Source organism: Streptomyces sp. KPB2, from assembly GCF_003950055.1.
GTDB classification, from domain to species: domain Bacteria; phylum Actinomycetota; class Actinomycetes; order Streptomycetales; family Streptomycetaceae; genus Streptomyces; species Streptomyces salinarius.
The window spans coordinates 3,543,434-3,569,140 of the sequence record NZ_CP034353.1 but is presented as its reverse complement, the minus strand read 5'-3'; the positions used below and the strand labels follow the sequence as shown (position 1 = coordinate 3,569,140).

The following is a 25,707-nucleotide window of genomic DNA, read 5'->3' as shown; positions in this document are numbered from 1 at the left end:
GGTCGGGCTCGCGCCGCCCACTATTGCTTACTCTGGAGTAAGGTTACCGGAGGTAAGCCTATGTCACGGGTGAGGAGCAGGTCGAGATGAGCCCTCTGGCAGCGCAGCCCACGCGTCGCGTCGCGGTCCTCGGCGGGGCACGTGTCCCCTTCGCCCGCTCCGACGGGCCGTACGTCACCGCCTCCAACCAGGAGATGCTGACAGCGGCCCTGAACGGCCTGGTCGGGCGGTACGGGCTCCAGGAGCCGGGCGCGGTCGGCGAGTTCGTGGCCGGCGCGGTCCTCAAGCACAGCCGCGACTTCAACCTCGCCCGCGAGACGGTCCTCGGCTCGGCCCTCGACCCGCGTACCCCCGCCTACGACATCCAGCAGGCCTGCGGCACCGGCCTCCAGGCCGTGATCGCCGCCGCCAACAAGATCGCCCTCGGTCAGACCGAGTCGGCGATCGCGGGCGGCGCCGACACCGCGAGCGACGCCCCGCTCGGCGTCAACGACCGCCTGCGCCGCATTCTCCTGGAGGCCCGCCGGGCCAAGTCCGCCGGCGGCAGACTGAAGGCGCTGGCGAAGATCCGCCCGGGTCACCTGGTCCCCGACATCCCGCGCAACGCCGAGCCGCGCACCGGCCTGTCGATGGGCGAGCACGCCGCGGTCACCGCACGCGCCTGGTGCATCTCCCGCGAGGAACAGGACGCGTTGGCCGCCACGAGCCACCAGCGGTTGGCGGCGGCCTACGAACGCGGCCTCTTCCAGGACCTGGTGGTCCCCTTCCGGGGCCTGGCCCGCGACCAGAACCTGCGCCCCGGCTCGACGGTGGAGAAACTGGCCGCGCTCAAGCCCGTGTTCGGCCTCGACGCCCCCGGCCCCACCATGACGGCGGGCAACTCCACGCCCCTGACGGACGGCGCCGCGACGGTGCTGCTCGCGAGCGAGGAGTGGGCCGAGGCGCGGGGCGTCGAACCCCTCGCGTACCTCACGGCGTACGAGACGGCGGCCGTGGACTTCGCCGGCGGGGACGTGGCCGGCGGGGAGGACGGGCTGCTGATGGCCCCGGCGTACGCGGTCCCGCGGATGCTGGAGCGGGCCGGGCTCGGGATCGGGGACTTCGACCTGGTCGAGATCCACGAGGCGTTCGCGTCCCAGGTGCTGGCCACGCTGGCCGCCTGGGAGAAGCGGGGCCTGGAGCCGGTGGACCGGGCCCGCCTGAACGTGGCGGGCTCCTCCCTCGCCACCGGCCACCCCTTCGCCGCCACCGGCGCCCGGATCGTGGCGACCCTGGCCACGCTGCTCGCCGAACGGGAGGGGCCGGGACGCGGCCTGATCTCCGTCTGCGCGGCGGGCGGCCAGGGCGTGACGGCGATACTGGAACGAACGTGACTTACCCTCAGGTAACCCCCAACACTGCACAGCCCCGGCGCGGGAAGATCGTGAAACGCGCACCAAGTCCCCACGTGCGCACCGTACGATCCCGGAACTGACCGTCGGTAACCCCTGTCCGCGGGACCGGCGATGAACGCCTCGGCGCGCGAGGCACGTACGTCATGCAGCAGAGCGGCGACCGCAGAAGCAGTGACTGCAGGAGCAGCGACCGCAGAAGCAGAAGCAGTGTCTTTGCCGCACGTCCCAGGAGCCGCCCGTGTCCACCCCGCTTCCCTCCTTCGCCGCGTCCGCCGCCTACGCCGACTCGCCCGGCCCCACCCTGGTGGCGCCCGAGACGCGGATGCTGGACGGGGCCGTACGGGAGGCGTACGTACCGCCCTTCGCGCCCCCGGTGCGCCGCGGGTCCCTCGCCGACCTGCCCTTCGACAACGCGGCGGCGGTCCCGGGCCAGGTGGTCCTCAGCCGCCGCTCGCCGGACGGCGACTGGTCCGACGTGACGGCCGCCGAGTTCGCCGGGCAGGTGCTGGCGGTGGCCAAGGGCATGATCGCCGAGGGCCTGACACCGGGCGACCGCATCGCGATCATGGCGCGGACGACCTACGAGTGGACGCTGCTCGACTTCGCCGCGTGGGCGGCCGGCCTGGTCACCGTCCCGATCTACCCGACCTCCTCGCTCTTCCAGACGCGCTGGATCCTCCAGGACTCCGGCGCCGTCACCCTGGTCACCGAGACCACCGCGCAGGCCGCCGCCCTCGGCCCCGAGCTGGACCGCATCCCCGACCTGGGGCACCTGTGGGTGATGGAGAAGGGACACGTGGAGCGGCTCGCGGAGCTGGGCGCGCGGGTGCCGGACGCGGAGGTGGAGGTGCGCCGCGGCATGCTGAGCCCGAGCACCCTGGCCACCCTGATCTACACCTCGGGGACGACCGGCCGCCCCAAGGGCTGCGCGCTCACCCACGGCAACTTCTTCGCCGAGGTCGACAACGCGATCGAGCTGCTCTACCCCGTCTTCAAGGCGGAGACCGGCGAGGAGCCCTCGATCCTGCTCTTCCTGCCGATGTCCCACGTCTTCGGCCGCATGGTCGCCGTGGCCTGCGTCCGCGCCCGGGTCCGCCTCGGCCACGCGCCGAGCCTGAAGCCGGAGGACCTCCTGCCCGACCTGGCGGCCTTCCGCCCGACCTGCCTGCTGACCATCCCGTACATGCTGGAGAAGGTCTTCAACAGCGCCCGCGCCAAGGCCGAGTCCGGCGGCCGGGCCACGGTCTTCGACCGCGCCGTCTCGGTGGCGGTGCGCTACGGCGAGGCCAAGGAGGCCCGCCAGACCGGCACCGGCGGCGGTCCCGGCCGCGGCCTGAAGACCTCCCGCTCCTTCTACGACCCCCTCGTCTACCGGAAGATCCGCAACGCCATGGGCGGCCGGGTCAAGTACGCCATCTGCGGCGGCTCCCCGCTCGGCCGCCGCCTGGCCGCCTTCTACGCCGGGGCCGGCATCGAGATCTTCGAGGGCTACGGCCTCACCGAGACCACGGCCGCGGCCACCGTCACCCCGCCGCTCAAACCGCGCCTCGGCACCGTCGGCTGGCCCCTGCCCGGCACCCGCGTCCGTATCGCCGCCGACGGCGAGATCCTCGTCGCCGGCGAGCAGGTCCTGCACGGCTACTGGGACCCGCAGGCGGGCGGCGTCGTCCCGGCCGCCCCGGACGGCTGGTTCGCCACCGGGGACATCGGCAGCCTGGACGACGAGGGGTACCTGACGATCACCGGCCGCAAGAAGGAGCTGCTGATCACCGCGGGCGGCAAGAGCGTCGCCCCGGCCCCGCTGGAGAACTGGCTGCGCTCCCACCCCCTGATCTCCCAGTGCATCGTGCTGGGCGACCGGCGCCCCTACGTCTCCGCCCTGTTCACCCTCGACACCGACGGCCTCACCCACTGGCGCCGCATGAACGGCAAGCACCCGGTGCCGCCGGAGCTGCTGGTGGACGACGAGGAGGTCCGCGCCGTCCTCCAGCGCGCGGTCGACGAGGCCAACAAGCTGGTCTCCCGCCCGGAGTCCATCCGCCGCTTCGCGATCCTGCCCCGGGACTTCACCGAGTGGGAGGGCCATCTCACCCCCTCCATGAAGCTGCGCCGCGACGTGATCATGCGGGACTTCGCGGGAGCGGTGGAGGGGCTGTACGAGGGGCAGGACGGCCGGGGGATCAGCGGCGGGCGATGAGGCAGGCCTGCGGGACCTGCGAGGACGTGTCCGCCTCCTGGACGCGCACCGTCCGGGACAGCACGGTGAAGCCGGCCTGCTCCAGCAGCCGAGCCATCCGCTCGGGCTGCCGCCGTTCGAAGCCGAGGGCGACCGGATGCCCCCAGGGACGGTCGTGGTGGAGGGGCTCGTCGCCGACCTGGAAGCCGAGCAGCAGGTGGCCGCCCGGGGCCAGCACGCGCCCGATCTCCGCGAAGAGGTCGGGCAGCCGCTCCCACGGCGTGTGGATCGACGAGTACCAGGAGACGGCCCCCGCGAGCGCGCCGTCGGGCAGGTCCAGCTCCAGCATGGACCCCTGCTCGAACCGCAGCCCCGGATTCTCCCGGCGCGCGATCGCGAGCATCGACGCGGACAGGTCGAGGCCGAAGACCCTGAGGCCCAGCGAGGCGAGGTGCGCGGTGACCAGCCCGGGCCCGCAGCCGAGGTCGGCCACCTGCCCCTCCGGTCCCACCAGCTCGGCGAAGGCGCCCATCAGCGCCCGGTCCAGCGGGGCGTCGTCGAGCGCGGTGCGGAAGCGGGCGTGGTAGTCCTCGGCGACGGCGTCGTAGAAGGTCCGGGTGGTGGCGACGAAGGCGGGGTCGGTGGTCATGGGCGGACCCTCGTGGCAGCCACTGACACAGCCCGTGACAGCCCGGCTCCGGCGGGAAATTCAGGGAGAATTCAGAAAGGGCAGGAGCCCCGTCACCGAAAACGGCGCGGGGCTCCTTGGGTACTGCTGTCAATCAGACAGGAGTGACATTCTCCGCCTGCGGGCCCTTGGGGCCCTGCGTGACGTCGAAGGACACCTGCTGGTTCTCCTCGAGGGACCGGAAGCCGGTCGCGTTGATCGCGGAGTAGTGGACGAAGACGTCGGGGCCGCCGCCTTCCTGGGCGATGAAACCAAAGCCCTTTTCGGCGTTGAACCACTTCACGGTTCCGGTAGCCATAAGCCCTCCTTGGGCTCAAAGGGTTGCCCTGCTCCAGAACCAGCAAGTGTGAAGACTGTGAATGCCGCACAACTGCATACGTCTAGGAACGACGAGAGCCCGCGGTCACATGCTCCGCAGGCTCTGTACTGCAAGGGAAACCAAACTGCAACTTGCTGTGAGCCTAGCACGCAGGGACCCCCGCGCAACAGAGGTCAAGATCACTTCACCCGAACGTTTGAACCCCTGCGCCGTTCGGCTGACGCCGGGGGTCGGCGACCGGCGGATCCCGGGGGAGGGCTAGCCTCGCGATGTGGACAATTCTCGCACCCGGCCGCGCGTCGGCCACATCCAGTTCCTGAACTGCCTGCCCCTCTACTGGGGGCTCGCGAGAACAGGCACGCTTCTCGACTTCGAGCTGACGAAGGACACCCCGGAGAAGCTCAGCGAGCAGCTGGTGCGCGGTGATCTCGACATCGGTCCCGTCACGCTGGTCGAATTCCTGAAGAACGCCGACGACCTCGTCGCGCTCCCCGACATCGCCGTCGGCTGCGACGGCCCGGTGATGTCGTGCGTGATCGTCTCCCAGGTCCCGCTGGACCGCCTCGACGGCGCCCGGGTCGCCCTGGGCTCGACCTCGCGCACCTCCGTACGGCTGGCCCAGCTCCTCCTGGCGGAACGGTTCGGCGTACAGCCGGACTACTACACCTGCCCGCCGGACCTGAGCCTGATGATGCAGGAGGCCGACGCGGCCGTCCTCATCGGGGACGCGGCCCTGCGCGCCAACATGATCGACGGCCCGCGCTACGGCCTCGACGTGCACGACCTGGGCGCCCTGTGGAAGGAGTGGACGGGCCTGCCGTTCGTCTTCGCGGTCTGGGCGGCCCGGCGGGACTACGTGGAGCGCGAGCCGGTCATCGCCCGCAAGGTGCACGAGGCCTTCCTCGCCTCCCGGGACCTCTCCCTGGACGAGGTGGAGAAGGTCGCGGAGCAGGCCGCCCGCTGGGAGGCCTTCGACGAGGACACCCTCGCGAAGTACTTCACCACGCTCGACTTCCGCTTCGGCGGCCCGCAGCTGGAGGCGGTCACCGAGTTCGCCCGCCGCGTCGGCCCCACCACCGGCTTCCCGGCGGACGTGAAGGTCGAGCTGCTCCGGCCCTGACGCGCCCGGGCACCCGGCCCGGGCGGCCCACTACCCTGCTGGCAGGTACCGGCCGGCGTACGGGGGAGAGGTGGCGCCATGCGGCCGCTCGACGACGACGAACCCACCGTGGTGGGGCCCTACCGGCTGCTGGGCCGGCTGGGCTCCGGCGGCATGGGCCGGGTCTACCTGGGCCGCAGCGCCGGGGGCCGCACGGTCGCGGTGAAGATCGTGCACCCGCACTTCGCGCTGGACGAGGAGTTCCGGGCCCGGTTCCGGCGCGAGGTGGACGCCGCGCGCCGGGTCGGCGGCGCCTGGACCGCGCCGGTACTGGACGCGGACCCCGAGGCGCGCGTGCCGTGGGTCGCCACGGCGTACGCGGCCGGTCCCTCCCTCACGGCGGCCGTGGCGGACGGCGGCCCGCTGCCGGTGCGCTCGGTACGGGCGCTCGGCGCGGGCCTCGGCGAGGCGCTGGCGGCGGTGCACGACCTGGGCCTCGTCCACCGCGACGTCAAGCCCTCCAACGTCCTCCTCACCCTCGACGGCCCCCTCCTGATCGACTTCGGCATCGCCCGCGCCACGGAGGGCACGGCCTCCCTCACCTCCACCGGCGTGTCGATCGGCTCCCCCGGCTACATGTCGCCCGAGCAGATCCTCGGCAAGGGCGTGACGGGGGCCGCGGACGTCTTCTCCCTGGGCGCGGTACTGGCGTACGCGGCGACGGGGCAGCCGCCCTTCTCCGGGGACTCCTCGGCCGCGCTGCTCTACAAGGTCGTCCACGAGGAGCCCCGGCTGGAGGGCCTCGACGGCTTCGCCGGTCCGGGAGGTCCCGGCGGTCCCGACGTTTTCGACGGGGACCTGCGCGAGCTGGTCGCGTCCTGCCTGGCCAAGGACCCGTCCGCCCGCCCGGCCCCCGGGGAGGTGGCCCGGCGCCTGGCCCCCGAGGGCGCGGCCCGCCTGGTCACCGGCGGCTGGCTGCCGGGGGCACTGGTGGAGCGGGTCAGCCGCAGCGCCGTACGGCTGCTGAACCTGGAGGCGGCGGGGGCGGGTGCGGGTGCGGGGGAGCCCGGGGCATCGGGCCCGGTGGGCTTCAGCCGCCCGTCGGTCACGGCGGGCGGCGGGGCCGGGGTGGATGCGTCCGCGGGGATGGTGGGGGGCGGGGTCGGTGCGGATGCGTCCCGGGGGCCGGTGGGTGGCGGGGCCGGGGCGGATGTCTCCTCGGGGCTGGTGGGTGGCGGGGCCGGGCCGGACGCCTCCCAGGGACCGGTGGGTGGCGGGACCGGGGCGGACTCCCCGGGACCGGAGGGCGCGGCCCCCGCGGCCGTCGGTGCCTTCGGCCCCCCGCCGGTGATGCCGACGCCCGGGCCGCCCCCCTTCGCGTCGCCCGTCCCCGTCCCCGCGTCCTCGTCCGTCCCCGGTCCGAGGGATCCGGAACCCGGCGCCGAGCCGGGCCCGACGCACTCCCCGGGCAGGCTCGCCCTCTCCGTCGCGGCGACCTCCACGCAGGGCGCCGGCGGACGGGGCCGACGGCTCAGCTGCACGGTGGCGCTCGCGGTGGCGGGCGCGCTGGCGGCGGTGACGGTCGGGTCGGTGTTCGTCCTGGACCTGCTGCCGGGCTCGGGCGGCGACGCGAACAACGCGGGCGGCGACGACGGCTCCCACGAGCCGCCCGCCGCCACCGCCGGCACCCTGCCCGGGCGTTACGTCGGCACCTGGGAGGGCCGGGCCACCGCCCTGAACGGCAAGCTGCCGCTGGGCACCTTCCGCATCACCATCAAGCAGGCCGCCGTCGGCGAGGAGCTGGGCCGACTCCGCCAGACCGACGCGCTGGGCGGCGTCTGCGTGGACGTGATCACCCTCAAGAAGGTCACGAAGAAGCAGATCGTCGCCGATTCCGTCGGCGCCGAGGGCAACCACGACGGCTGCGACCCCGCGCCCACCACCGTCACCTTCACCCCGGTCGGCGACGACCTCGACTACGCGTCGAGGAGCGAGGAGTCGGGGCAGCCGACGGCACGGCTGTCGAAGATCGAGTAACCGGGCGGGGCCCCGCCCACCCACTGCCTCGGCCGCGACAAGCCCCTGCGATGTCTCCACCCCCGTAGTTACTACTGTGTCTGCGATACGAACATCCGACCATGAGATGACTGTTCGTCAAGGTTTCGCGACGGGGAAGGCCCGCTATGGAGACACTGCAATCGGACGATCCGCAGGAGCTCGGCAGTTACCGCCTCCTGCGAAGGCTTGGCGCCGGTGGAATGGGCCGCGTCTACCTCGCCCGATCGCCTGGTGGCCGTACCGTCGCGGTCAAGGTGGTCCGCCCCGATCTCGCGGCGGACCATGACTTCCGCGAGCGCTTCCGGCACGAGGTCGAGATCGCGAAGGCGGTCTCCGGTCGGTTCACCGCCCCCGTCGTGGATGCCGACCCGGACGCGCCTCTGCCGTGGCTTGCCACGTCGTACGTCCTCGGCCCAGACCTGACCGACGTGGTCGGGGCGCACGGGGCGTTGCCCGAGCGCACGGTGCGCGCGTTGGCTGCCGGTCTGGCCGCCGCCCTGCAGGACATTCACGCGGCAGGCCTGATGCACCGGGACCTCAAGCCTTCCAACGTCCTGCTGGCTGCCGACGGACCCCGACTCATCGACTTCGGCATCGCACGGGCGGTGGACGGCAGCCGCATGACCCAGACCGGAGTGGTGGTCGGCTCGCCCGGTTACATGTCGCCGGAGCAAGCGGTGGGCAAGGACGTCGGTGTCGCGGGCGATGTCTTCTCCCTCGGCTCCGTACTCGCGTTCGCGGCCACCGGGCGGGGTGCCTTCGGCGACGGCACGACCTCCCACGCGGGGCTCCTCTATCAGGTCGTGCACGGAGAAGCCGACCTGACGGGCGTGCCCCCGTCCTTGCTGGGGCTCGTCCGCGCCTGCCTGATGAAGGACCCGACACAGCGTCCGGCGCCGGGCGAGATAGTCACCGCGTTGGCCGGGCAGGGCATCGACGCCGCCCTCCACGACTGGCTGCCGTCGGCCGTGGCCTCGACCATCGCGACCCACGCCGCAGGGATCCTGGACCTGGAGGCACCCGAGACGCCGCGAACCGTTCTACAGTCACAGGAGCGGGCGACAACAGGCTTCGGCCCGGCACCCACCATGCTCGACGGCTCGCCGTCGACCGGAACGACCGGTCATGGCACGGCGCCCGGCGGGGCCCCGGTACCCGCGTACGGGACACCTCTGCCCGGCACCGTCCGACTCGGAGAGGCCCCGGAGTCCGCTCCTGCCCGTTCCCGGCGTCGGGTACTCGGCATGGCCGTGGGAGGCGCGGCAGCCGTTGCGGTGGTCGGCGGCGGCGTCGCGTGGGCGCTCACTTCCGGCGACGGGTCCGACGAGGCCACGGGGGCTTCGGGTGGCCATGCTGCGGCCGAGCCGGTGGAGGAGAACTTCACGACGCCGCCCGCCGGGGTGGCCCCGCAGCCGCTGTGGCACGAGTCGGCCGAGGAGGACAGCACCAGTCCGCGCGTACCGCTCCTCACCCACGAAGGACTGCTCCTGGTCAGCGGCGACCCGCTCGTGGCCTACGACGTCCGGACCGGCAAGGCCCGCTGGACCAAGGCGGGCATCTGCCGGCCCGGAGCCCAACTCCTCTTTCACGACGGCAAGGTGTTCCTCGCCGACGGCGACTACGAGGGCGCCCTGGTCGCCTACGACGTCAAGACCGGCGAAGAGGCCTGGCGCAGCCGCCTCGGCAAGCAGTTGTCCGTCGAGGACACGATCGCCATCGACGACAAGAACGTCTACGTCACCGCGACCGACCATGGTCAGGCGAAGAGCGCCACCGAGTACCGTACGGCCGTCGCGGCCGTCAGCCACACCACGGGAAAGACGGCGTGGGTCGAGCACCGGGACTGGGGCACGAAGGACTACGACGTCCAGGGCACCGCCTCGGGCAAGTACCTGGTCTACGCCGACTCCAACCTCAACCTCACCGTCCGGGACACCGCCACCGGCGGCCAGGTGTGGACCAGGAAGATCGGCGACGAGTGGTCCTGGCAGCCCACGGTCGCGAACGGCCTGGTCTTCCTCCCTGGCGATGAACTCAAGGCTGTCGACGTGGAGAAGGGCACGACGGTTTGGACACTCGACCCGGCCGGACGACGCGGCTTCGACAACCCGACGGTCGCCGACGGCGTGCTCTACGTCAGCGACCACGACGACGGCGTGTGGGCCGTCAACGTCAAGACCGGCAAGCGGAACTGGCTCTGCGACGAACTGGACGTCGACGGCCCGGAGTCGTTCCGCCGCGTGGGCTCGACCCTGTACGGCGCCACCGGCTCCGTCGACGGCGGTATCGTCGCCCTGGAGACACGCACGGGCAAGCTCCGCTGGACGTACACCGACACCAAGGCCGCCGGCGAACCGTGGCAGATAGCCCTCGCGGGCAACCGACTTCTGGCGACGCACGGCCACGAGATCTACGCGCTGCCGGCGGTGTAGCGAGGACGACGGGCCGCAGCGGCGCTTCGGTCCTGCGGCCCGTGTGGCGCGGTAGGGGCGCTCGGCACGGAGTCGCGGGGTGCGCGGGCTGCGGGACGGCGCCGACCGTGCGAAGTCGCCTAGCGCGCGGGCGAGTTTGCGGATGCGGTCGGAACGCCGGGCGTCGGGTCCGTATCCAGGCCGAGCACATGCCAGGCCGCCGGCTCATGGCTCGAAGTCCTCTGCGGGCATCGCTCTCCCGCCTCCCCGGCACAGTCATGGCACCGCAGTCCGGGGCACCCCCTAGGCGGACGGACTGTCCGTAGCCGGGGCCGGGGCCGAGGTCTCCTCCGTCGCGGGTCCCGGGACGTGCCCAGTGGAGTACCGCGCCCTTCGCCAAGGCAGCAGCAGCGCGCTCCCCAGGCAGAGCAGGCCGGCGATGAGCAGGGCACCGCGTACCCCCGCAGCCGCGGCGAGGAGACCGCCGGCGATCACGAAGGCGGCCTGGAACGTCTTCGAGCCGACGGACCAGGACGTGCCGACGCGGGACATGAAGGCGTCCGGCGTGGCCGCCATGCGGTACGTGGTGAACGACGGGTTGAAGACGCCGGCCGAGAAGAGCAGGCCGAAGTCGACCGCCACGATGACGAACACGCCGAGAGCTCCCGAGGGCGTCAGCGGCAGCAGGATCGTCCATACGGTGCGTGCGACACCGGACAGCAGCAGAACGCGGTGCTCCCCGAAGCGCCGGGTGAGCGGCGGAGTCAGGCGGGCGCCCAGCACGCCGCCCAGGCACGGCAGCCCCAGGGCGAGTCCGTACTGCCACGCCGCCAGGCCGAGGTCGTCCAGCATGAGGACGGCCATCAGCGGCGACGTCATCACGATGGATCCGCCGAAGAGCAGCGAGTTGAGGAACAGCGGCCGCAGGCCCGGGTGCCGCAGGAGGTACCGCCAACCGGCAGCGATGTCGCGGCGCAGGTGCGGGGCGGAGGCGCGGGCCGGTGGCGCGGGCTCGGGCCGCCGGATGCGGCGGACGCCCACGGCCGACCCGAGGAAGGACACCGCGTCGACCACCAACGTGGCGGCCGCGCCCAGCGCCCCGATCAGGAGTCCGCCGACGGGCGGGCCGGCGCTGACGCTGACCCATCTGGTCGTCTCGAAGAGGCTGTTGGCGTGGAGGCGGTGCTCGGCCGGGACGAGTGCCTTCAGGTGCGCCCCACTCGCCGCGTCGAACGCGACGGACGCCGCCGTCTGGAGAACGCCGACGGCACACAGGTGGGCATAGGTGAGCCCGTCGAAGGCCATGGCGGCGGGAACACTCGCCAGCACCGCGCAGCGGACCAGGTCGGCGGTGATCATGACCGGGCGCTTGTACTGGTGCTCGATACGCACACCGAGCGGCAGAGCGATGACTCCACTGGCCACCGCGGACAACGCGGCGAGCGCCGAGACCTGGAACGCGGAGCAGTCCAGCACCAGCAGAGCGATCAGCGGCAACGCCCCCATCCCGACGGCACTGCCGACCGCGCTGACCGTGAAGGCGCCCCACAGCCGCCGGAAGTCCTGCCCCAGTGCACTCCGCCCTGCCAACCGAACCTCCCGGAGTGTGAAGGCGCTCAGCGTAGTGGCTCGGAACGCCTGCTACTCGGCTCATCCGGGTCAGGCACCGGTCGGGCAGAGGATGCGTCCCCGAAGTCCGAAGCTCATGGGCGTTCACGACGCCCAGGCCGCCGGTCCTCGCAGGTCCACGACCGCGAGTATGTGCGGTTCCGGCGTGAACACGGATCCCCTTCGCCTGGAGTCCATAAAATCTCGGTAGGCTCAGCACACCCCACTTACCGGACGCCCTCGCGACCTTCTCGGTCCGCGACCAGGACCCAGGACTCCGCCCATGCCGCGACGCCGCACCCCCAGCTCTTCGAGCTCGACGGCTCCCTCGGCATCCTCCGTTTCGAGGAACCGCACGCCCCCGACCGTGCGGGTGCGGCGGCGGTCGGCCGCCGCCGGATGAGCACCGACACCGTCGTCGACATCGATCTCGTGGTCGTCCTCGTCGCCGCGCTGTGGGGCGCGGCGACGGGTGCGGTGCTGCCGCGTGCCGCCTACCGGTTCTCCGCGCCCACCGGGGAGGCGTGGCGCGAGCGCTGCCCGCAAGGGCACCCCGTCCGGGGCTGGCTCGGCCCGGCCAGGTGCGGGCAGTGCGCGGCCGGCCCCGCCTCCTACGGCCCCCGCACCGCGTCCCTCGCCACCGTCACCGCCCTCGTCTGTGCCGCCCTCGCCGCCGCCACCGGCACCCGGCCCGAGCTGGCCGTCTGGCTGCTGCTCGCCCCGGTCGGCGTACTGCTGGCCGTCGTCGACCTGAAGGTACGGCGGCTGCCCGACCCGCTCACCCTGCCGCTCGCCGGCGCCGCGCTGGTCCTGCTCGGGCTCACCGCGCTGGTGCCCGAGCACGCGGGGGAGTGGACGACCGCCCTGCTGGGCGCCCTCGCCCTGGGCGCCGGCTACCTCGTGCTGTTCCTCATCAATCCGGCCGGCATGGGCTTCGGCGACGTCAAGCTCGCCCTCACGGCCGGTGCCGCCCTCGGCTGGTACGGCTGGCCCACGCTGATGCTGGGCACCTTCGCCGGGTTCCTGCTCGGGGCGTTGTACGGCGGCGCCCTCCTCGTCGCCCGGCGCGCGGACCGCAAGACGGCCATCCCCTTCGGCCCGTTCCTCGTCGCCGGGGCCTTCCTCGGCGTCCTGGCCGGGGCGTACGCGGCCTGACCACGAGCGGGCCGAAGGCCTGGCGTACGCTGGGCAGGTCCGTCCACAACCCTTACGAACCTTGCGAAAGGGACGCCGGTGACCGAGAAGGCCGACCTTCAGCCCATCCTCGACCGCGCCGCCGCCGGTGGGCGGATCACCCCCGAAGAGGCGCTCGACCTGTACCGCGACGCCCCGCTGCACGCGCTGGGCGCCGCCGCCGACGCCGTACGCCGGCGCAGGTACGCCGGTACGGAACACATCGCGACGTACATCATCGAGCGCAACATCAACTACACGAACGTGTGCGTCACGGCGTGCAAGTTCTGCGCGTTCTACGCGGCCCCCAAGGACACCGCGAAGGGCTGGAGCCGCGACCTCGACGACATCCTGCGCCGGTGCGCGGAGACGATCGAGCTGGGCGGCACCCAGATCATGTTCCAGGGCGGCCACCACCCGGACTACGGCGTCGAGTACTACGAGAAGCACTTCGCCGCCATCAAGAAGGAGTTCCCCGAACTCGTCATCCACAGCCTGGGGGCGAGCGAGGTCGAGCACATGGCGCGGATCTCGAAGGTGTCGGTCGAGGAGGCGATCCAGCGCATCCACGCCGCCGGGCTCGACTCGTTCGCCGGTGCCGGCGCGGAACTGCTGCCCGCGCGGCCGCGCAAGGCCATCGCGCCGCTCAAGGAGTCCGGCGAGCGCTGGCTGGAGATCATGGAGATCGCGCACAACCTGGGCGTCGAGTCGACCTCCACCATGCTCATGGGCACCGGCGAGACCAACGCCGAGCGCATCGAGCACCTGCGGATGATCCGGGACGTGCAGGACCGCACCGGCGGCTTCCGCGCCTTCATCCCGTACACCTACCAGCCCGAGAACAACCACCTGAAGGGCCGCACCCAGGCCACGCTCTTCGAGTACCTGCGGATGATCGCCATCGCCCGCGTGTTCCTGGACAACGTCGCCCACATCCAGGGCTCCTGGCTGACCACCGGCAAGGAGGTCGGCCAGCTCTCCCTGCACTACGGCGCCGACGACCTCGGCTCGATCATGCTGGAGGAGAACGTCGTCTCCTCCGCCGGTGCCAAGCACCGCTCCAACCGGATGGAGATCATCGACCTCATCCGGAAGGCGGGACGGGTGCCCGCCCAGCGGGCCACCACCTACGAGCACCTGGTCGTGCACGACGACCCGGCGAACGACCCCGTCGACGAGCGGGTCGTCTCCCACATCTCGTCCACGGCCATCGAGGGCGGCACGGCCCACCCCGAGCTGAAGCTGCTGGCCTCCAACTGACGCCGCCGTGCAGACGATCCACGTCGCCGAGGCCTCTCCCGAGACGGCCGTCCTGGCCGACGGCGCGCAGCTCGCCGCCGTCGGCCCGTACGCGACACTGGCCGCCGACCACCCGCGGGCGCGGGTGCGCCGGTGGCCCGGCATCCTGACGCCCGGGCTGCTCAACCCGTACGGTCCGGAACTGCTGGAGCAGGCGTACCACCCCGACCCGCGTGAAGCGGACCGGCTGGGCACCGAGCCGGTCTTCGGGGAGCGCGCGCAGGCACTCCTTGCCGCGAACGCGTCCGCGCGGGGCGCCAGCGCGCGCCGAGGGGTACAACGCATGCTGGCGCACGGCACGGTCGCCGTCGCCGGTGAACTGCGCAGCCGCGCGGCCCTGGACGCGGTGCGCGGAGCGGGACTCGCCCTGGCGGGACGTCCGGCGGGGCTGCCCGGGCCCGCGTCGTTCTCACCGGTGCCGCTGGTGCTGCTGCCCGGGCTCGCTCCGGGCAAGCCGGCGCGGTTCGCGGTGTTCGACGTACCCGACCGGGCCGCGCTCGTGCGGGACGGCGCGTCCACGTGCGTGGCCACCGTCGTGGGCGGCCGGCTGGTCTACCGGGGGCGCTGAGCGCGCGGCCCCGTGGGCCTCGTCCGAGGGTCCCGGCCTACGCGCCGAACGCCGTCCCGAACGCCCCGTCCTCCTGCTCCACGCCGCTGCACGTGGTGAGCGCGTCGGTGGCCGACGCGTCCTCGGCGCACGGCTGGTCCCGGAAGGCCGCCCACATCGACACCCAGGCGATGCCCTTCTCCTCGGCGAACGCGCGGACCTCGGCCGCGTCGTCGAGCGTGAAGGTCTCCCCGGCGACGTCGTTGACGCCGAGCATCGAGGTGAGGGCCATGCCCCGCCAGGCATCCGCGTCGGAGGTGCCGAAGACGTCCCGGAGCTGGGTGTGGGCGGCCTTCGCCGAGGTCAGGGCGTAGTCGCCCATGTCGTCCGTGTACGACTCGCCGTAGTTCATGGTCATGAGGTTGACCGTGGAGACCTGTACGCCGTGGTCGTTGGCGGACGCCAGCAGCGCCAGGCCGTCGGTGTCCAGCCCGGAGGGCATGACGGGCAGGGTGAACGAGACCTCCAGGTCGCTCCGTTGCTCCTGGAGCAACGCGATCGCCCGCGAACGCAGGGCGCGGGAGCCGGCGTCGGCCAGCTCGTCGCCCTCGATGTCGAAGTCCGCCCGCGTCGAACCGGCCGCGTCCAGGGCCGCGCCGTACGCCGCCGCCAGGGCCGGAGCGCTGTCGCAGGCCGCCGCCAGCTCCGTACCGGAGGAGCCGCCGAAGGAGACGCGGACGGTGGCACCGGACGACTCGAGCTCCGCGACGCGGGAGGCGACGGAGGTGTCGTCGATGTCCTGGACGCCGTTCCAGCGGGGGGTGCAGCCGTCGTCCTCCCCGGACGCTATGACGAACGCCAGGTTGTACGTCGCCGGGGAGCCCGCCGTGTCGGTGGGGGAGGCCGTGGTGGCGCTGACGTAGGGGGCGTAGGCGGTGGCCGGCGACGACGAACCGGACGGTGCGGCGGGGGTGGGGGCGGAGTCGGTGCCGCCGTCCTGTGCGGCGCAGCCCGCGGTGGCCAGGGCGAGCAACAGGGCGCACCCGGCCGCCGCGTTCCGGTGAACCCTCATGAGCGCACTCTCCCGTTCTCGTCCGTTGTCGTCGTCGGACCAGTGAAGGTGCCACGCCTTTCTGGGACTTCGCTGAGGAAAGGGCGCCGTTCGGCGTCGTCTCCCAGCAGGCGCACAGGAACGGCCGCTTTTCACCGGGATCTCTCAAGGAACTGCCAGTTCGCGACAGGTAAGGATCCCTAACGTCCGGGGAATGCAATCCGAGCCTGCCTCCGCCTCCCGTGCCGCCACGCGCGGTCGCCGTCGCAAACGCGGCAAAGGGTCCGCCGAAGGGCCCGTGTTCGTCGACAGCACCGGACGACGGGCGCGGCTGCTGCGCCGGCTCGGGCTCCTGCTCGGGGCCGTGTGCGTCGGCTACACGGCCGTCCTCGGCCTGGCCTTCATGGGCGTCGGCATCTCGGTCAACCCGTCCTCGCTGCTGCCCTTCGGTGCCGGTGGAGGCGGTGGAGGTGGTGGACCGGAGGGCGGTCCGGGCCCCGGCGGCGGCACGCGTCCACAGGGCGGCGGCGCCGCTCCCACGGACGTCCCGCCGAGCCCCGCGCCCGCCGCCTCCTCCAGCGCGGCGCCCAGTGCCGGTTCCAGCACTGCTCCAAGCACCGATCCCAGCACTGCTCCCAGCGCCGCTCCCACCTTCACCCTCACCGACCGACCGGACGCCCGCACCTCATGACCACGCCCACCACGCCTCCCCCCACCCCGCCCGCGCGGGGCCGCCGCCGTGCGCCCTCCCGCATGGAACGGGCCGCCGGCCGGGCCGCCGCGCTGCAACGCCCGCGCGTCCTCCTCGCCCTGCTGCTCCTGCTCGCGCTGACCTGCGTGATGCTCCTCGACGGCTATCTGCGCGCCGAGGTCGGCGGCGACCAGCGCGTGCGCACCGGCGCCTCGGCGAGCGACGTCCCCGACGCCGTACTCGACGGCGGGCCGATCCTCACCTTCCCCGGCGGACAGGCCACCACCGTCTCCGTCCCGGACAAGACGATCGTGCTGACCTTCGACGACGGCCCCGACCCCACCTGGACGCCCCAGGTGCTGGACATCCTGGAGAAGTACGACGTGCCCGGCACGTTCTTCCTGGTCGGCTCAATGGTCGCGCGCCACCCGGGCATCGTGCGGGACATGGTCGAACAGGGCAACGAGGTGGGCGTCCACACCTTCACCCACGTCGACCTCTCCTACCAGAGCCAGGCCCGCGTCACCCGCGAGATCGAGCAGACCCAGCTGGCCCTGGCGGGCGCGGCCGGCATCACCACCACACTCTTCCGGGCGCCGTACTCCTCCCAGACGGACGCCATCGACAACTACAGCTGGCCCGTCTACGAGAGCCTCGGAGAGGACGGCTACACCAGCGTCTTCATCGACACCGACAGCGACGACTGGAAACGGCCCGGCGTCTCGAAGATCGTCGAGTGGGCCACGCCGGAGGACGGCGAGGGCGCCTCCGTCCTCTTCCACGACGCCGGTGGCGAGCGGTCGCAGACGATCGAGGCGCTGCCCAAGTACATCGAGAAGATGAAGGCGAAGGGCTACACCTTCACCACCGTCAGCGGTGTCATGGCCGATCAGCAGCCCACCGGCGCCGGACCCGCCGACGAGCAGGGCCTCCAGGCCGCCCACCACGAGGCCACCGGCGCCACCCTCTACGAGGGCAAGGCGCTGATCGCGGCCGTCGCCGTCGCCGAGTGGACGGTGCCGGCGCTGTCGGCCGGGCTGGTGATCGTGGGCGTGGCCGTCATCGGCCGGTTCGCGATGATGCTGGTCCTCGCCCGCCGCCATCACCGGCAGCGCAACAGACGCCGCTTCGGCTGGGGCCCGCCCGTCACCGGGCCGGTCAGCGTGATCGTTCCGGCGTACAACGAGAAGGAGTGCATCGAGGCGACCCTGAGATCGCTGACGCGCAGTACCCACCCCGTCGAGATCGTCGTCGTGGACGACGGCTCGACGGACGGCACGGCGGACATCGCCGAGTCCCTGGGGCTGCCCGGCGTCCGCGTCGTGCGGCAGGCCAACGCGGGCAAGCCCGCCGCCCTCAACAACGGCGTCCGGCACGCCCGGTACGACATCGTCGTGATGATGGACGGCGACACCGTCTTCGAGCCGGACACCGTGCGGCACCTGGTGCAGCCCTTCGCCGACCCCTCCGTCGGCGCGGTCGCGGGCAACGCCAAGGTCGGCAACCGGCGCACCCTCATCGGCGCCTGGCAGCACATCGAGTACGTGATGGGCTTCAACCTCGACCGGCGCATGTACGACCTGCTGCGCTGCATGCCCACCATCCCCGGCGCGATCGGCGCCTTCCGGCGCGAGGCCGTCCTCCAGGTGGGCGGCATGAGCGACGACACCCTCGCCGAGGACACCGACATCACCATCGCCCTGCACCGCGCGGGCTGGCGGGTCGTCTACGAGGAGCACGCCCGCGCCTGGACGGAGGCGCCCGGGTCGCTCGGCCAGCTCTGGTCACAGCGCTACCGCTGGTCCTACGGCACGATGCAGGCGCTGTGGAAGCACCGCCGGTCCCTGACGGACAAGGGGCCCTCGGGCCGCTTCGGGCGGGTCGGGATGCCGCTGGTCGTGCTCTTCCAGGTGGTCACGCCGGTCTTCGCCCCGCTCATCGACGTGTTCACCCTCTACTCGATGCTCTTCGTCGACTTCCGCGCGGCGCTCCTGGCGTGGCTCGCGGTGCTGGGCGTGCAGCTGGTGTGCGCGGCGTACGCCTTCCGCCTCGACCGGGAGAAGTACCGGTACCTGCTGATGATGCCGCTCCAGCAACTGGCCTACCGGCAGATGATGTACCTCGTCCTCATCCACTCCTGCGTCACCGCCCTGACCGGCGGGCGACTGCGCTGGCAGAAGCTGAAACGGACGGGCGAGGTGGGGACCGGGGCGGGGGCCGGGTGATGGGGGCGCACAGCAAGGGCGCCGTGCGGACGGTGCGCACCGTCCGGGGCGAGGGGGATGCCGGCCCGGCGGCACGGGACCGGTACTTCGACACCCTGCGCGCCCTCGCCCTCGTCCGCGTGGTCGCCTACCACGCCTTCGGCTGGGCCTGGGCGGGGCTGGTCTTCCCCGCCATGGGGGTCATGTTCGGGCTGGCCGGCACCCTGATGGCCCGGTCGCTGCGGCGGCCCGCGGGCGCGGTGATCCGGAGCCGACTGCGCCGCCTGCTGCCGCCGTTCTGGTGCTGGGGCCTGTTCGTGGTGGGCGCGATGATGGTGCGCGGCTGGATGCCGGGGTGGCAGCTCGTCTACTGGGTGGTGCCGCTCGGCGACCCGCCGGGCAGCGCCTGGGGCGAGCAGGCCTGGGAGATCCTCTGGTACCTGCGGACGTACCTGTGGTTCGTCCTGCTCTCGCCGCTGCTGCTGAGGCTCTTCCGGCTCGCGCCCGTGCCGGTGCTGCTGCTGTCCCTCGCCCCGATCGCCGTCCTCCAGTTCCTCTGGCAGCCGCCGGACGACCGCTTCGGCACCGGGCTGCTCGACCTGGCGACGTACCTCTTCTGCTGGGTGCTGGGCTTCGCACACCGCGACGGTGTCCTGGCCCGGCTGAAGCCGCTCCCCGTCGTCGTCCTGTCGCTCGCGGCGCTCGCCTGCGGTGCCTGGTACGCGTTCGCGCACCGGGCCGAGTACGGCACCTACGACCTCGACGACATCCCGTTCGCCCAGGCCTTCTGGTCGGCCGGGTTCGTGACGCTGCTGATGTACTCCAAGGCGCGGCTCGGGGCGGACTTCTCCGGGCTGGTCCGGCTGCGGCGGCTGGACCGGTTGGTGACCGTGTTCAACGCCCGCGCGGTGACGGTCTACCTCTGGCACGAGCTGGCCCTCGTCCTGGCCGTGCCGCTGATCGACCGGCTCTGGGACGTACCGGCCTTCGAGGCGTACCTGCCGCTGGAGAGCCAGTGGTTCCTGCTGGGCGTCGGGTGGGTCCTGATCGCGGTGTTCGTGCTGCTCTTCGGATGGGTGGAGGACGTCGCCGCGCGGAAGAGGGCACGGCTGCTGCCGTGAGCCCGTCCGCGGCGGCAGGGGGAGGTGCTGCAACAATGGGCCCGTGACCCGCGCTTCCCTGAACAAGCAGCCGCACGAAGTCGCCTCGATGTTCGACCACGTCGCGGAACGGTACGACCTGACGAACGCCGTGCTCTCGCTCGGCCAGGACCGGGCGTGGCGCAAGGCGGTCGCCCAGGCCGTCGACGCCCGCCCGGCGCAGAAGGTCCTCGACCTGGCGGCCGGCACGGCGACCTCGTCGCTGCCCTTCGCCCGCACCGGCGCCTACGTCGTCCCCTGCGACTTCTCCCAGGGCATGCTCCAGGTCGGCAAGGAACGGCACTCCTGGCTGCCGTTCACCGCGGGCGACGCGACGCGGCTGCCGTTCAAGGACGACGTCTTCGACGCCGTCACCATCTCCTTCGGGCTGCGCAACGTGCAGGACACGGACGCCGCGCTGCGCGAGATGTACCGGGTGACGCGGCCCGGCGGCCGGGTCGTCATCTGCGAGTTCTCGCACCCGACCTGGGCGCCGTTCCGCACCGTCTACACCGAGTACCTGATGCGCGCCCTGCCGCCGGTCGCCCGCGCGGTGTCGTCCAACCCCGACGCGTACGTCTACCTCGCCGAGTCCATCCGCGCCTGGCCCGACCAGGCGGCGCTCGCCGGGCGGCTCGGCAAGGCCGGCTGGTCGAAGGTGGCCTGGCGCAACCTGACGGGCGGCGTGGTGACGCTGCACCGAGGGTTCAAGACGAGCTGAGCACGGCCCGCCGGGCGCACCTCACGGCAGGCCGACGGCGGCGCAGTACGACGGTGCGTCCCCCGGCTCCGCCAGCTCCCGGCGCAGCCCGCCCGGCGGCGGACGCGGCACGCGCGGCTCACGGATGCCCCCGCCGCCCTCGCCCTCCCCGAAGTCGAACCACACGTACACCGTCGACTCCCGCGGCACCTGCGCCCCGGGCCGCGGATACTGCCGTACGACGTGGTCGACGACGGCGACCCGGAGATCGGGCCGGTCCGGCGCGTGCAGGGACAGGCCCCGCACGTGGGCGGTCTCGTACGCGTCCACGGCCATGAGGCCGACCAGGCGCGGGACGCGGACATCGGGCTTCTCGGATACCAGGCGCACGGACGTCACCCCCAGCGGTACCCGGCAGAGTAGCGCCGCCGGGCACCACCCGGAAGCATCAAGTGGCTGACTGTGACGTATGGTTGCTCTGCGTCACGAGGGGTCCCTGCTACGGGTGCAGGGAGAGGCGGTAGCAGTGCCCCCGCCGCTCGGAGGACGGGATCGTGAAGACCTCGCCGAGCCGCATGCCGAGGCGCTCCGTGACCGCGATGGACCGGGCGTTGCGCGCGTCGACCATCGCGACCACCTCCGCCACCCCGGCCGCCCGCACCCGTTGGAGGGTCTCCCGGGCCGCCGCCGTGACGTAGCCCTTGCCCCAGTGCGCCCGCCCGAGCCGCCAGCCGATCTCGATCTCGCCCTTGGGGCCCCAGTCCCCGGGCCACGGCTGGGCGCCGGTGAAGCCCATGACCTGCCCGGACTCGTCCACCATGGTCCACAGGCAGAAGCCGTGCTCGGCGTCGTGCCGGCGCTGGCGGGCGGTCAGCTCCTCGTAGACGGACAGCTCCGCGGACCGCCCGCCGTGGAACTCCATGACGTCCGGGTCGTCGAAGATCCGGTGCCAGACGACGGCGTCCTCGTCGGTGGGAACGCGCAACCGTACGGCGGGGAGAGGTCGCTTCACTGGGCAGCCCTTCAGCCGGGTGATCGGTGACGCTGAATAGACTGCCCATGACCAGTGCCGGTCGGCACGCAGATTCCGAACTTGGGGAGATCCCGCCGTGACCGTCGAGACTGAGCCGCTCTCCGAGAACACCGCCGACGTCATCGTGGTGGGCGCGGGGCCGGCCGGCTCCACCACCGCGTACCACCTGGCCAAGTCGGGACTCGACGTCCTGCTGCTGGAGAAGACCGCCTTTCCCAGGGAGAAGGTCTGCGGCGACGGCCTCACCCCGCGCGCCGTCAAACAGCTCGTCGCCATGGGCATCGACATCTCCGAGGAGGCCGGCTGGCTGCGCAACAAGGGCCTGCGCATCATCGGCGGCGGCTCCCGCCTCCAGCTGGACTGGCCGGATCTGGCCTCCTTCCCCGACTACGGACTCGTCCGCAAGCGCGACGACTTCGACGAGCAGCTCGCCCGGCAGGCCCAGAAGGCCGGCGCCCGGCTGTACGAGCGCTGCAACGTCGGCGCGCCGATCGTCGACGACCGCACCGGCCGCATCACCGGCGTGAAGGCCAAGCTGGGCGAGGACAAGCGCGAGGTCACCTTCCACGCGCCGCTGGTCGTGGCCGCCGACGGCAACTCCACCCGGCTGTCCCTGGCGATGGGCCTGCACCGCCGCGAGGACCGGCCCATGGGCGTCGCCGTGCGCACGTACTTCACCTCGCCCCGCCACGACGACGACTACCTGGAGTCCTGGCTGGAGCTGTGGGACCGGCGCGGCCCGCAGGACCGCCTGCTGCCGGGCTACGGCTGGATCTTCGGCATGGGCGACGGCACCTCGAACGTCGGCCTCGGTGTCCTCAACACCTCCGCCGCCTTCAAGGAGCTGGACTGGCGCGAGATCCTCAAGGCCTGGTGCGCGTCCATGCCGGAGGACTGGGGCTACACCCCGGACAACATGACCGGCCCGATCCGCGGCGCCGCGCTGCCCATGGCCTTCAACCGCCAGCCCCACTACACCAAGGGCCTGCTCCTCGTCGGCGACGCCGGCGGCCTGGTGAACCCCTTCAACGGCGAGGGCATCGCCTACGCCATGGAGTCCGGCCAGATCGCCGCCGACGTCGTCGTCCAGGCCCACGCGCGGGCCACGCCGGCCCAGCGCGAGATCGCCCTGCAGCGCTACCCGCGCGTCCTGAAGGACACCTACGGCGGCTACTACACGCTGGGCCGGGCCTTCGTGAAGCTCATCGGCAACCCGAAGGTCATGCAGATCGCGACCCAGCGCGGCCTCACCCACCCGATCCTGATGAAGTTCACCCTGAAGATGCTCGCCAACCTGACGGACCCGACGGGCGGCGACGCGATGGACCGCATCATCAACGGACTGAGCAAGGTCGCGCCGAAGGCCTGACCGGCTGCCCGGTCAGGCGAACGCCGCCGCGTTGGCGGCCCGGCGCGCGAAGACCTCCTCGCGCCGGTCCGCCGACTGCCGCAGCGCCGCCTTCCGTTCCCGGCCGGAGAGCCGGTCCAGGTAGACCTGTCCGTTCACATGGTCGGTCTCGTGGGCGAGACAGCGCGCGAAGTAACCGGTGCCCTCGACGACGAGGGGAGCGCCGTCCTTGTCCAGGCCCCGCACGACGGCCCGGTCGGGCCGCGGTACGGCCATGACGGCGCCCGGCACCGACAGGCACCCCTCGCCCTCGTCCAGCAGCCGGCGCGCGGCCGGGTCGAGGGGTTCCAGCACCGGGTTGACGATGTGTCCGACATGTCGGACACCGTCGTCGTCCGGGCAGTCGTAGACGAACAGGCGCAGGTCGACCCCGACCTGATTGGCCGCCAGCCCGGCCCCTTCGGCGACATACATCGTGCGGAACATGTCGTCGACGAGCGCGGCGAGGTCCGGCCCGAACTCCGTGACGTCACGGCACGGCCGGTGCAGCACCCCCTCGCCGACCTCGGTGACGCGCCGGACCGATCCGCGCCGGGCCTCGGGCGCGAACGGGGGGTAGGAGGCGGTGGGCCGCCCCTGTACGAACACACTCGGCATGACGTTCTCTCCTGGTCTCGTGGACGGGCCGGAGGGAACCGGCCCGCGCCGAGCATGCCAGGAGCCCGCGAAGGGCCGCAGCCCCCGAGCGGCTGCGGCCCTTTTCGCGTGTGCGAGCGGGTACGGGTGGGTGCGGGTTACAGCACGCGCACCGCGCCGCTCGGCGGGTCGTACGACAGCGGCCTCTCGACGACACCGGTGGAGGAGTTCTGCGCGCCGACGAACATGCCGCCGCCGACGTAGACGCCCACGTGGTAGGCGCTGCCCGCGCCGCCCCAGTACAGGATGTCGCCCGGCTGGAGGTTGTCCAGCCCGACCTGGGTGCCGGCCGTCGACTGGGCCTGCGAGACGCGGGGCAGGCTGATGCCGACCTGCTTGAAGGCGGCCTGCACGAGACCGGAGCAGTCGTAGGCGGACGGGCCGGTGGCGCCGGAGACGTACGCCTTGCCGACCTGGGCCTGCACGAAGGAGACGACGGCGGCGGCCGAACCGGTCGCCGTGGAGGTGCTGGTGCTGGTGCTGCTGCCCGTGCCGGTGGAGGAGCCGGTGTCCGAGGAAGCGCTCAGGGTGGTGCGCTCGGCGGCACGCGAGGCGCGCTCGGCGGCCTCCTTGCGTGCGGCCTCCTCGGCCTTCTTCTTGGCTTCGGCGGCCTTCTTCTTGGCCTCGGCGAGGTCCGCCTTGGCCTGCTTGGCGGCCTTGGCGGCCGCCGCGTCACGCTCGGCCTGCAGCTGGTAGCTCGCGGCCGCCTGCTGCGTGACGTCCGCGGACTGGGCGACCTGAGCGGCCAGGTCGGCCGTCAGGGTGGGCAGTTCGAGGGTCTGCGTCACCGGTTCGGCCGCGTGGGCCGCCCCCGACGCACCGGCCACTGCCAGGGTGCTGAGGACGCCACCGGCAACTCCGGTCCGCATCGCGATCGTCGACGCGCTGCGGCGGGGCTTCCGGTGGCTGCGTATGTGAGCGGTGTGGGACATAGGGACAACCGGTATCAGTAGCTCCTCCATACCTTCAAGAAACGTGTGCTGCGCCACAGTTGTTCAATCAGGCCGCCGAATCCCGGGCGTGTCGCTCTTTATTGACGCCGTAACGGACATTGCGGACGGGCCGTAACCGGCCTGTGATCACGGTCTTTGATCGTTACGCCCGAATTGCCCCGCGCTTACCACTTGTTGGGACACTTGGCCAAGCCCGGTTCTCAGACGCCTCTCATGGATGTGGCACAGGTCACGGAACGGTTACCCCGGCGCGCGCGTCCGTCGCGTGCGAGGCGCCCGGGCCGCCGCGGTCCGCGAGAGGCCGCGCGCTCGTGAACGCGCGCACGTGTCCACATCGCCCCCGGCCCCTCCCTCTCACGTGTGAACGCCTCCTCTATCAAGGGTGGGCGTCCAGCGCCAATTTGCATGCAAGGGAACCATCTTGATATGGAGACGCCCCTTGCTCGCCCCCTCTGGCCAGCAGCGACGAGCGAAATTGTCACCTCTGGTGATCAGGTGAACGCTTCTTGTGTGAAGATCACTGCTCATCCGACTTCATGATCGTTCGGCAGGTGGTGGAGATCACAAAGCTTGTGCAATACCCCGTGTCGCAGATCACAGAGCGTCGGGCATAGGATGCGAGGCAGTTGGGCTTGTGACCTGCTTCACATGTTCGCGATCTTCGTCGGGACGGGCGTGGCTCGTGGGGCTGTTGGGGCGGCTGTGAGTCCAGTGCAACCGCCAGCAGTCAGTGCCGACTGAGAGGAGCGAGGAGCGGTGAACGCGTATGCGCCCATCCTCGTACTGGGAGCCCTCGGGGCAGGCTTTGCGATCTTCTCCGTGGTGATGGCCACGCTGATCGGTCCGAAGCGGTACAACCGGGCGAAGCTCGAGGCCTACGAGTGCGGCATCGAGCCGACCCCCACGCCGGCCGGCGGCGGGCGCTTCCCCATCAAGTACTACCTGACGGCGATGCTCTTCATCATCTTCGATATCGAGATCGTCTTCCTCTACCCCTGGGCCGTCACCTTCGACGCCCTGGGGATTTTCGGGCTCGTGGAGATGCTGCTCTTCGTGCTCACCGTCTTCGTCGCGTACGCGTACGTATGGCGGCGCGGCGGCCTGGAATGGGACTGAGGGG

At 72.1% G+C, this 25,707-nt stretch carries 22 protein-coding genes; 14 read left to right on the top strand and 8 right to left on the bottom strand.

Going from position 1 to position 25,707, the window contains the following annotated elements; translation table 11 throughout:
* Positions 1-86: 86 nt before the first annotated feature.
* Together D1J63_RS15670 and D1J63_RS15665 are read left to right on the top strand one after the other, a co-directional pair.
* Positions 87-1,373 carry an acetyl-CoA C-acetyltransferase gene (locus D1J63_RS15670; RefSeq protein ID WP_125629333.1) on the top strand — a complete coding sequence of 429 codons (1,287 nt, stop codon included), beginning with the start codon at positions 87-89 and terminating at the stop codon, positions 1,371-1,373.
* 259 nt (positions 1,374-1,632) lie between these two features.
* Entirely contained in the window at positions 1,633-3,591 is a 1,959-nt protein-coding gene (locus D1J63_RS15665; RefSeq protein ID WP_125629332.1) for an AMP-dependent synthetase/ligase, read from the top strand.
* On the opposite strand, the gene D1J63_RS15660 is transcribed toward D1J63_RS15665, so the two are convergent.
* Entirely contained in the window at positions 3,575-4,219 is a 645-nt protein-coding gene (locus tag D1J63_RS15660; RefSeq protein ID WP_125629331.1) for a class I SAM-dependent methyltransferase, read from the bottom strand. The genes D1J63_RS15665 and D1J63_RS15660 overlap by 17 nt on opposite strands.
* A 133-nt stretch (positions 4,220-4,352) precedes the next feature.
* The gene (locus tag D1J63_RS15655) at positions 4,353-4,556 is read right to left on the bottom strand and encodes a cold-shock protein (protein WP_004984723.1); all 204 of its coding nucleotides are present in this window, start codon (positions 4,554-4,556) and stop codon (positions 4,353-4,355) included.
* A gap of 292 nt (positions 4,557-4,848) precedes the next feature.
* On the opposite strand from D1J63_RS15655, the gene D1J63_RS15650 reads away from it, so the two are divergent.
* From D1J63_RS15650 to D1J63_RS15640, 3 genes are all read left to right on the top strand, one after another.
* The gene (locus D1J63_RS15650; protein ID WP_102929603.1) at positions 4,849-5,697 is read left to right on the top strand and encodes a menaquinone biosynthesis protein; all 849 of its coding nucleotides are present in this window, start codon (positions 4,849-4,851) and stop codon (positions 5,695-5,697) included.
* Positions 5,698-5,775: 78 nt separating this feature from the next.
* Positions 5,776-7,713: a serine/threonine-protein kinase gene (locus tag D1J63_RS15645; RefSeq protein WP_125629330.1), complete on the top strand. Its 1,938-nt coding sequence runs from the start codon at positions 5,776-5,778 to the stop codon at positions 7,711-7,713.
* Between the two features lie 146 nt (positions 7,714-7,859).
* Positions 7,860-10,166, top strand: coding sequence for a serine/threonine-protein kinase (locus D1J63_RS15640; protein ID WP_125629329.1), 2,307 nt, complete (start codon positions 7,860-7,862; stop codon positions 10,164-10,166).
* 282 nt (positions 10,167-10,448) lie between these two features.
* Here D1J63_RS15640 and D1J63_RS15635 read toward each other — a convergent pair whose 3' ends face one another.
* Complete coding sequence (locus tag D1J63_RS15635) at positions 10,449-11,735, bottom strand: MFS transporter (RefSeq protein ID WP_125629328.1); 1,287 nt, start codon at positions 11,733-11,735, stop codon at positions 10,449-10,451.
* A 417-nt stretch (positions 11,736-12,152) separates the two neighbouring features.
* On the opposite strand from D1J63_RS15635, the gene D1J63_RS15630 reads away from it, so the two are divergent.
* The 3 genes from D1J63_RS15630 to D1J63_RS15620 all read left to right on the top strand — a co-directional run bounded on the left by D1J63_RS15630 (position 12,153) and on the right by D1J63_RS15620 (position 14,793).
* Positions 12,153-12,908 carry an A24 family peptidase gene (locus D1J63_RS15630; RefSeq protein WP_125629327.1) on the top strand — a complete coding sequence of 252 codons (756 nt, stop codon included), beginning with the start codon at positions 12,153-12,155 and terminating at the stop codon, positions 12,906-12,908.
* 78 nt (positions 12,909-12,986) lie between these two features.
* A complete protein-coding gene (gene mqnC / locus D1J63_RS15625) occupies positions 12,987-14,186 on the top strand; it encodes a cyclic dehypoxanthinyl futalosine synthase (protein WP_125629326.1) in 1,200 nt (399 codons plus the stop codon).
* 7 nt (positions 14,187-14,193) lie between these two features.
* Positions 14,194-14,793: a hypothetical protein gene (locus D1J63_RS15620; RefSeq protein WP_125629325.1), complete on the top strand. Its 600-nt coding sequence runs from the start codon at positions 14,194-14,196 to the stop codon at positions 14,791-14,793.
* 37 nt (positions 14,794-14,830) lie between these two features.
* On the opposite strand, the gene D1J63_RS15615 is transcribed toward D1J63_RS15620, so the two are convergent.
* On the bottom strand, positions 14,831-15,844 hold the full coding sequence (locus tag D1J63_RS15615; protein ID WP_125629324.1) for a chitinase: 1,014 nt from the start codon (positions 15,842-15,844) through the stop codon (positions 14,831-14,833).
* 277 nt (positions 15,845-16,121) lie between these two features.
* On the opposite strand from D1J63_RS15615, the gene D1J63_RS15610 reads away from it, so the two are divergent.
* The 4 genes from D1J63_RS15610 to D1J63_RS15595 are packed head-to-tail and all read left to right on the top strand — an operon-like array spanning position 16,122 to position 20,578.
* Positions 16,122-16,514, top strand: a complete 393-nt coding sequence (locus D1J63_RS15610) for a hypothetical protein (protein WP_309317797.1) — start codon at positions 16,122-16,124, stop codon at positions 16,512-16,514.
* Positions 16,511-18,739: a glycosyltransferase gene (locus tag D1J63_RS15605; RefSeq protein WP_125629322.1), complete on the top strand. Its 2,229-nt coding sequence runs from the start codon at positions 16,511-16,513 to the stop codon at positions 18,737-18,739. Before D1J63_RS15610 ends, D1J63_RS15605 begins: the two co-directional genes overlap by 4 nt.
* Positions 18,739-19,839 (top strand): acyltransferase, encoded by a 1,101-nt coding sequence (locus tag D1J63_RS15600; RefSeq protein ID WP_125629321.1) that lies wholly within the window; start codon positions 18,739-18,741, stop codon positions 19,837-19,839. The genes D1J63_RS15605 and D1J63_RS15600 overlap by 1 nt, the downstream gene beginning before the upstream one ends.
* A 43-nt stretch (positions 19,840-19,882) precedes the next feature.
* Positions 19,883-20,578 (top strand): demethylmenaquinone methyltransferase, encoded by a 696-nt coding sequence (locus D1J63_RS15595; protein ID WP_102928291.1) that lies wholly within the window; start codon positions 19,883-19,885, stop codon positions 20,576-20,578.
* 21 nt (positions 20,579-20,599) lie between these two features.
* On the opposite strand, the gene D1J63_RS15590 is transcribed toward D1J63_RS15595, so the two are convergent.
* The gene (locus D1J63_RS15590; RefSeq protein ID WP_125629320.1) at positions 20,600-20,947 is read right to left on the bottom strand and encodes a PASTA domain-containing protein; all 348 of its coding nucleotides are present in this window, start codon (positions 20,945-20,947) and stop codon (positions 20,600-20,602) included.
* Positions 20,948-21,056: 109 nt separating this feature from the next.
* The gene (locus tag D1J63_RS15585; RefSeq protein WP_125629319.1) at positions 21,057-21,569 is read right to left on the bottom strand and encodes a GNAT family N-acetyltransferase; all 513 of its coding nucleotides are present in this window, start codon (positions 21,567-21,569) and stop codon (positions 21,057-21,059) included.
* Between the two features lie 97 nt (positions 21,570-21,666).
* Here D1J63_RS15585 and D1J63_RS15580 point away from each other — a divergent pair, with 97 nt between their 5' ends.
* Entirely contained in the window at positions 21,667-22,959 is a 1,293-nt protein-coding gene (locus D1J63_RS15580; RefSeq protein ID WP_125629318.1) for a geranylgeranyl reductase family protein, read from the top strand.
* Between the two features lie 12 nt (positions 22,960-22,971).
* Here the strand turns inward: D1J63_RS15580 and def are convergent, their stop codons facing one another.
* Both def and D1J63_RS15570 read right to left on the bottom strand, forming a co-directional pair.
* Positions 22,972-23,595 (bottom strand): peptide deformylase, encoded by a 624-nt coding sequence (gene def, locus D1J63_RS15575; RefSeq protein ID WP_125629317.1) that lies wholly within the window; start codon positions 23,593-23,595, stop codon positions 22,972-22,974.
* Between the two features lie 137 nt (positions 23,596-23,732).
* Positions 23,733-24,566: a C40 family peptidase gene (locus D1J63_RS15570; protein ID WP_102928295.1), complete on the bottom strand. Its 834-nt coding sequence runs from the start codon at positions 24,564-24,566 to the stop codon at positions 23,733-23,735.
* A 777-nt stretch (positions 24,567-25,343) separates the two neighbouring features.
* Here D1J63_RS15570 and D1J63_RS15565 point away from each other — a divergent pair.
* Positions 25,344-25,703, top strand: coding sequence for an NADH-quinone oxidoreductase subunit A (locus D1J63_RS15565; protein WP_003974383.1), 360 nt, complete (start codon positions 25,344-25,346; stop codon positions 25,701-25,703).
* The last annotated feature ends 4 nt before the right edge of the window (positions 25,704-25,707 follow it).

Coding starts and splice junctions, on each gene's coding strand:
- D1J63_RS15600 (WP_125629321.1), top strand. CDS start 18,739: ATGGGGGCGCACAGCAAGGGCGCCGTGCGGACGGTGCGCACCGTCCGG.
- D1J63_RS15670 (WP_125629333.1), top strand. CDS start 87: ATGAGCCCTCTGGCAGCGCAGCCCACGCGTCGCGTCGCGGTCCTCGGC.
- D1J63_RS15630 (WP_125629327.1), top strand. CDS start 12,153: ATGAGCACCGACACCGTCGTCGACATCGATCTCGTGGTCGTCCTCGTC.
- D1J63_RS15640 (WP_125629329.1), top strand. CDS start 7,860: ATGGAGACACTGCAATCGGACGATCCGCAGGAGCTCGGCAGTTACCGC.
- def (WP_125629317.1), bottom strand. CDS start 23,595: ATGCCGAGTGTGTTCGTACAGGGGCGGCCCACCGCCTCCTACCCCCCG.
- D1J63_RS15605 (WP_125629322.1), top strand. CDS start 16,511: ATGACCACGCCCACCACGCCTCCCCCCACCCCGCCCGCGCGGGGCCGC.
- D1J63_RS15655 (WP_004984723.1), bottom strand. CDS start 4,556: ATGGCTACCGGAACCGTGAAGTGGTTCAACGCCGAAAAGGGCTTTGGT.
- D1J63_RS15660 (WP_125629331.1), bottom strand. CDS start 4,219: ATGACCACCGACCCCGCCTTCGTCGCCACCACCCGGACCTTCTACGAC.
- D1J63_RS15645 (WP_125629330.1), top strand. CDS start 5,776: ATGCGGCCGCTCGACGACGACGAACCCACCGTGGTGGGGCCCTACCGG.
- D1J63_RS15570 (WP_102928295.1), bottom strand. CDS start 24,566: ATGTCCCACACCGCTCACATACGCAGCCACCGGAAGCCCCGCCGCAGC.
- D1J63_RS15615 (WP_125629324.1), bottom strand. CDS start 15,844: ATGAGGGTTCACCGGAACGCGGCGGCCGGGTGCGCCCTGTTGCTCGCC.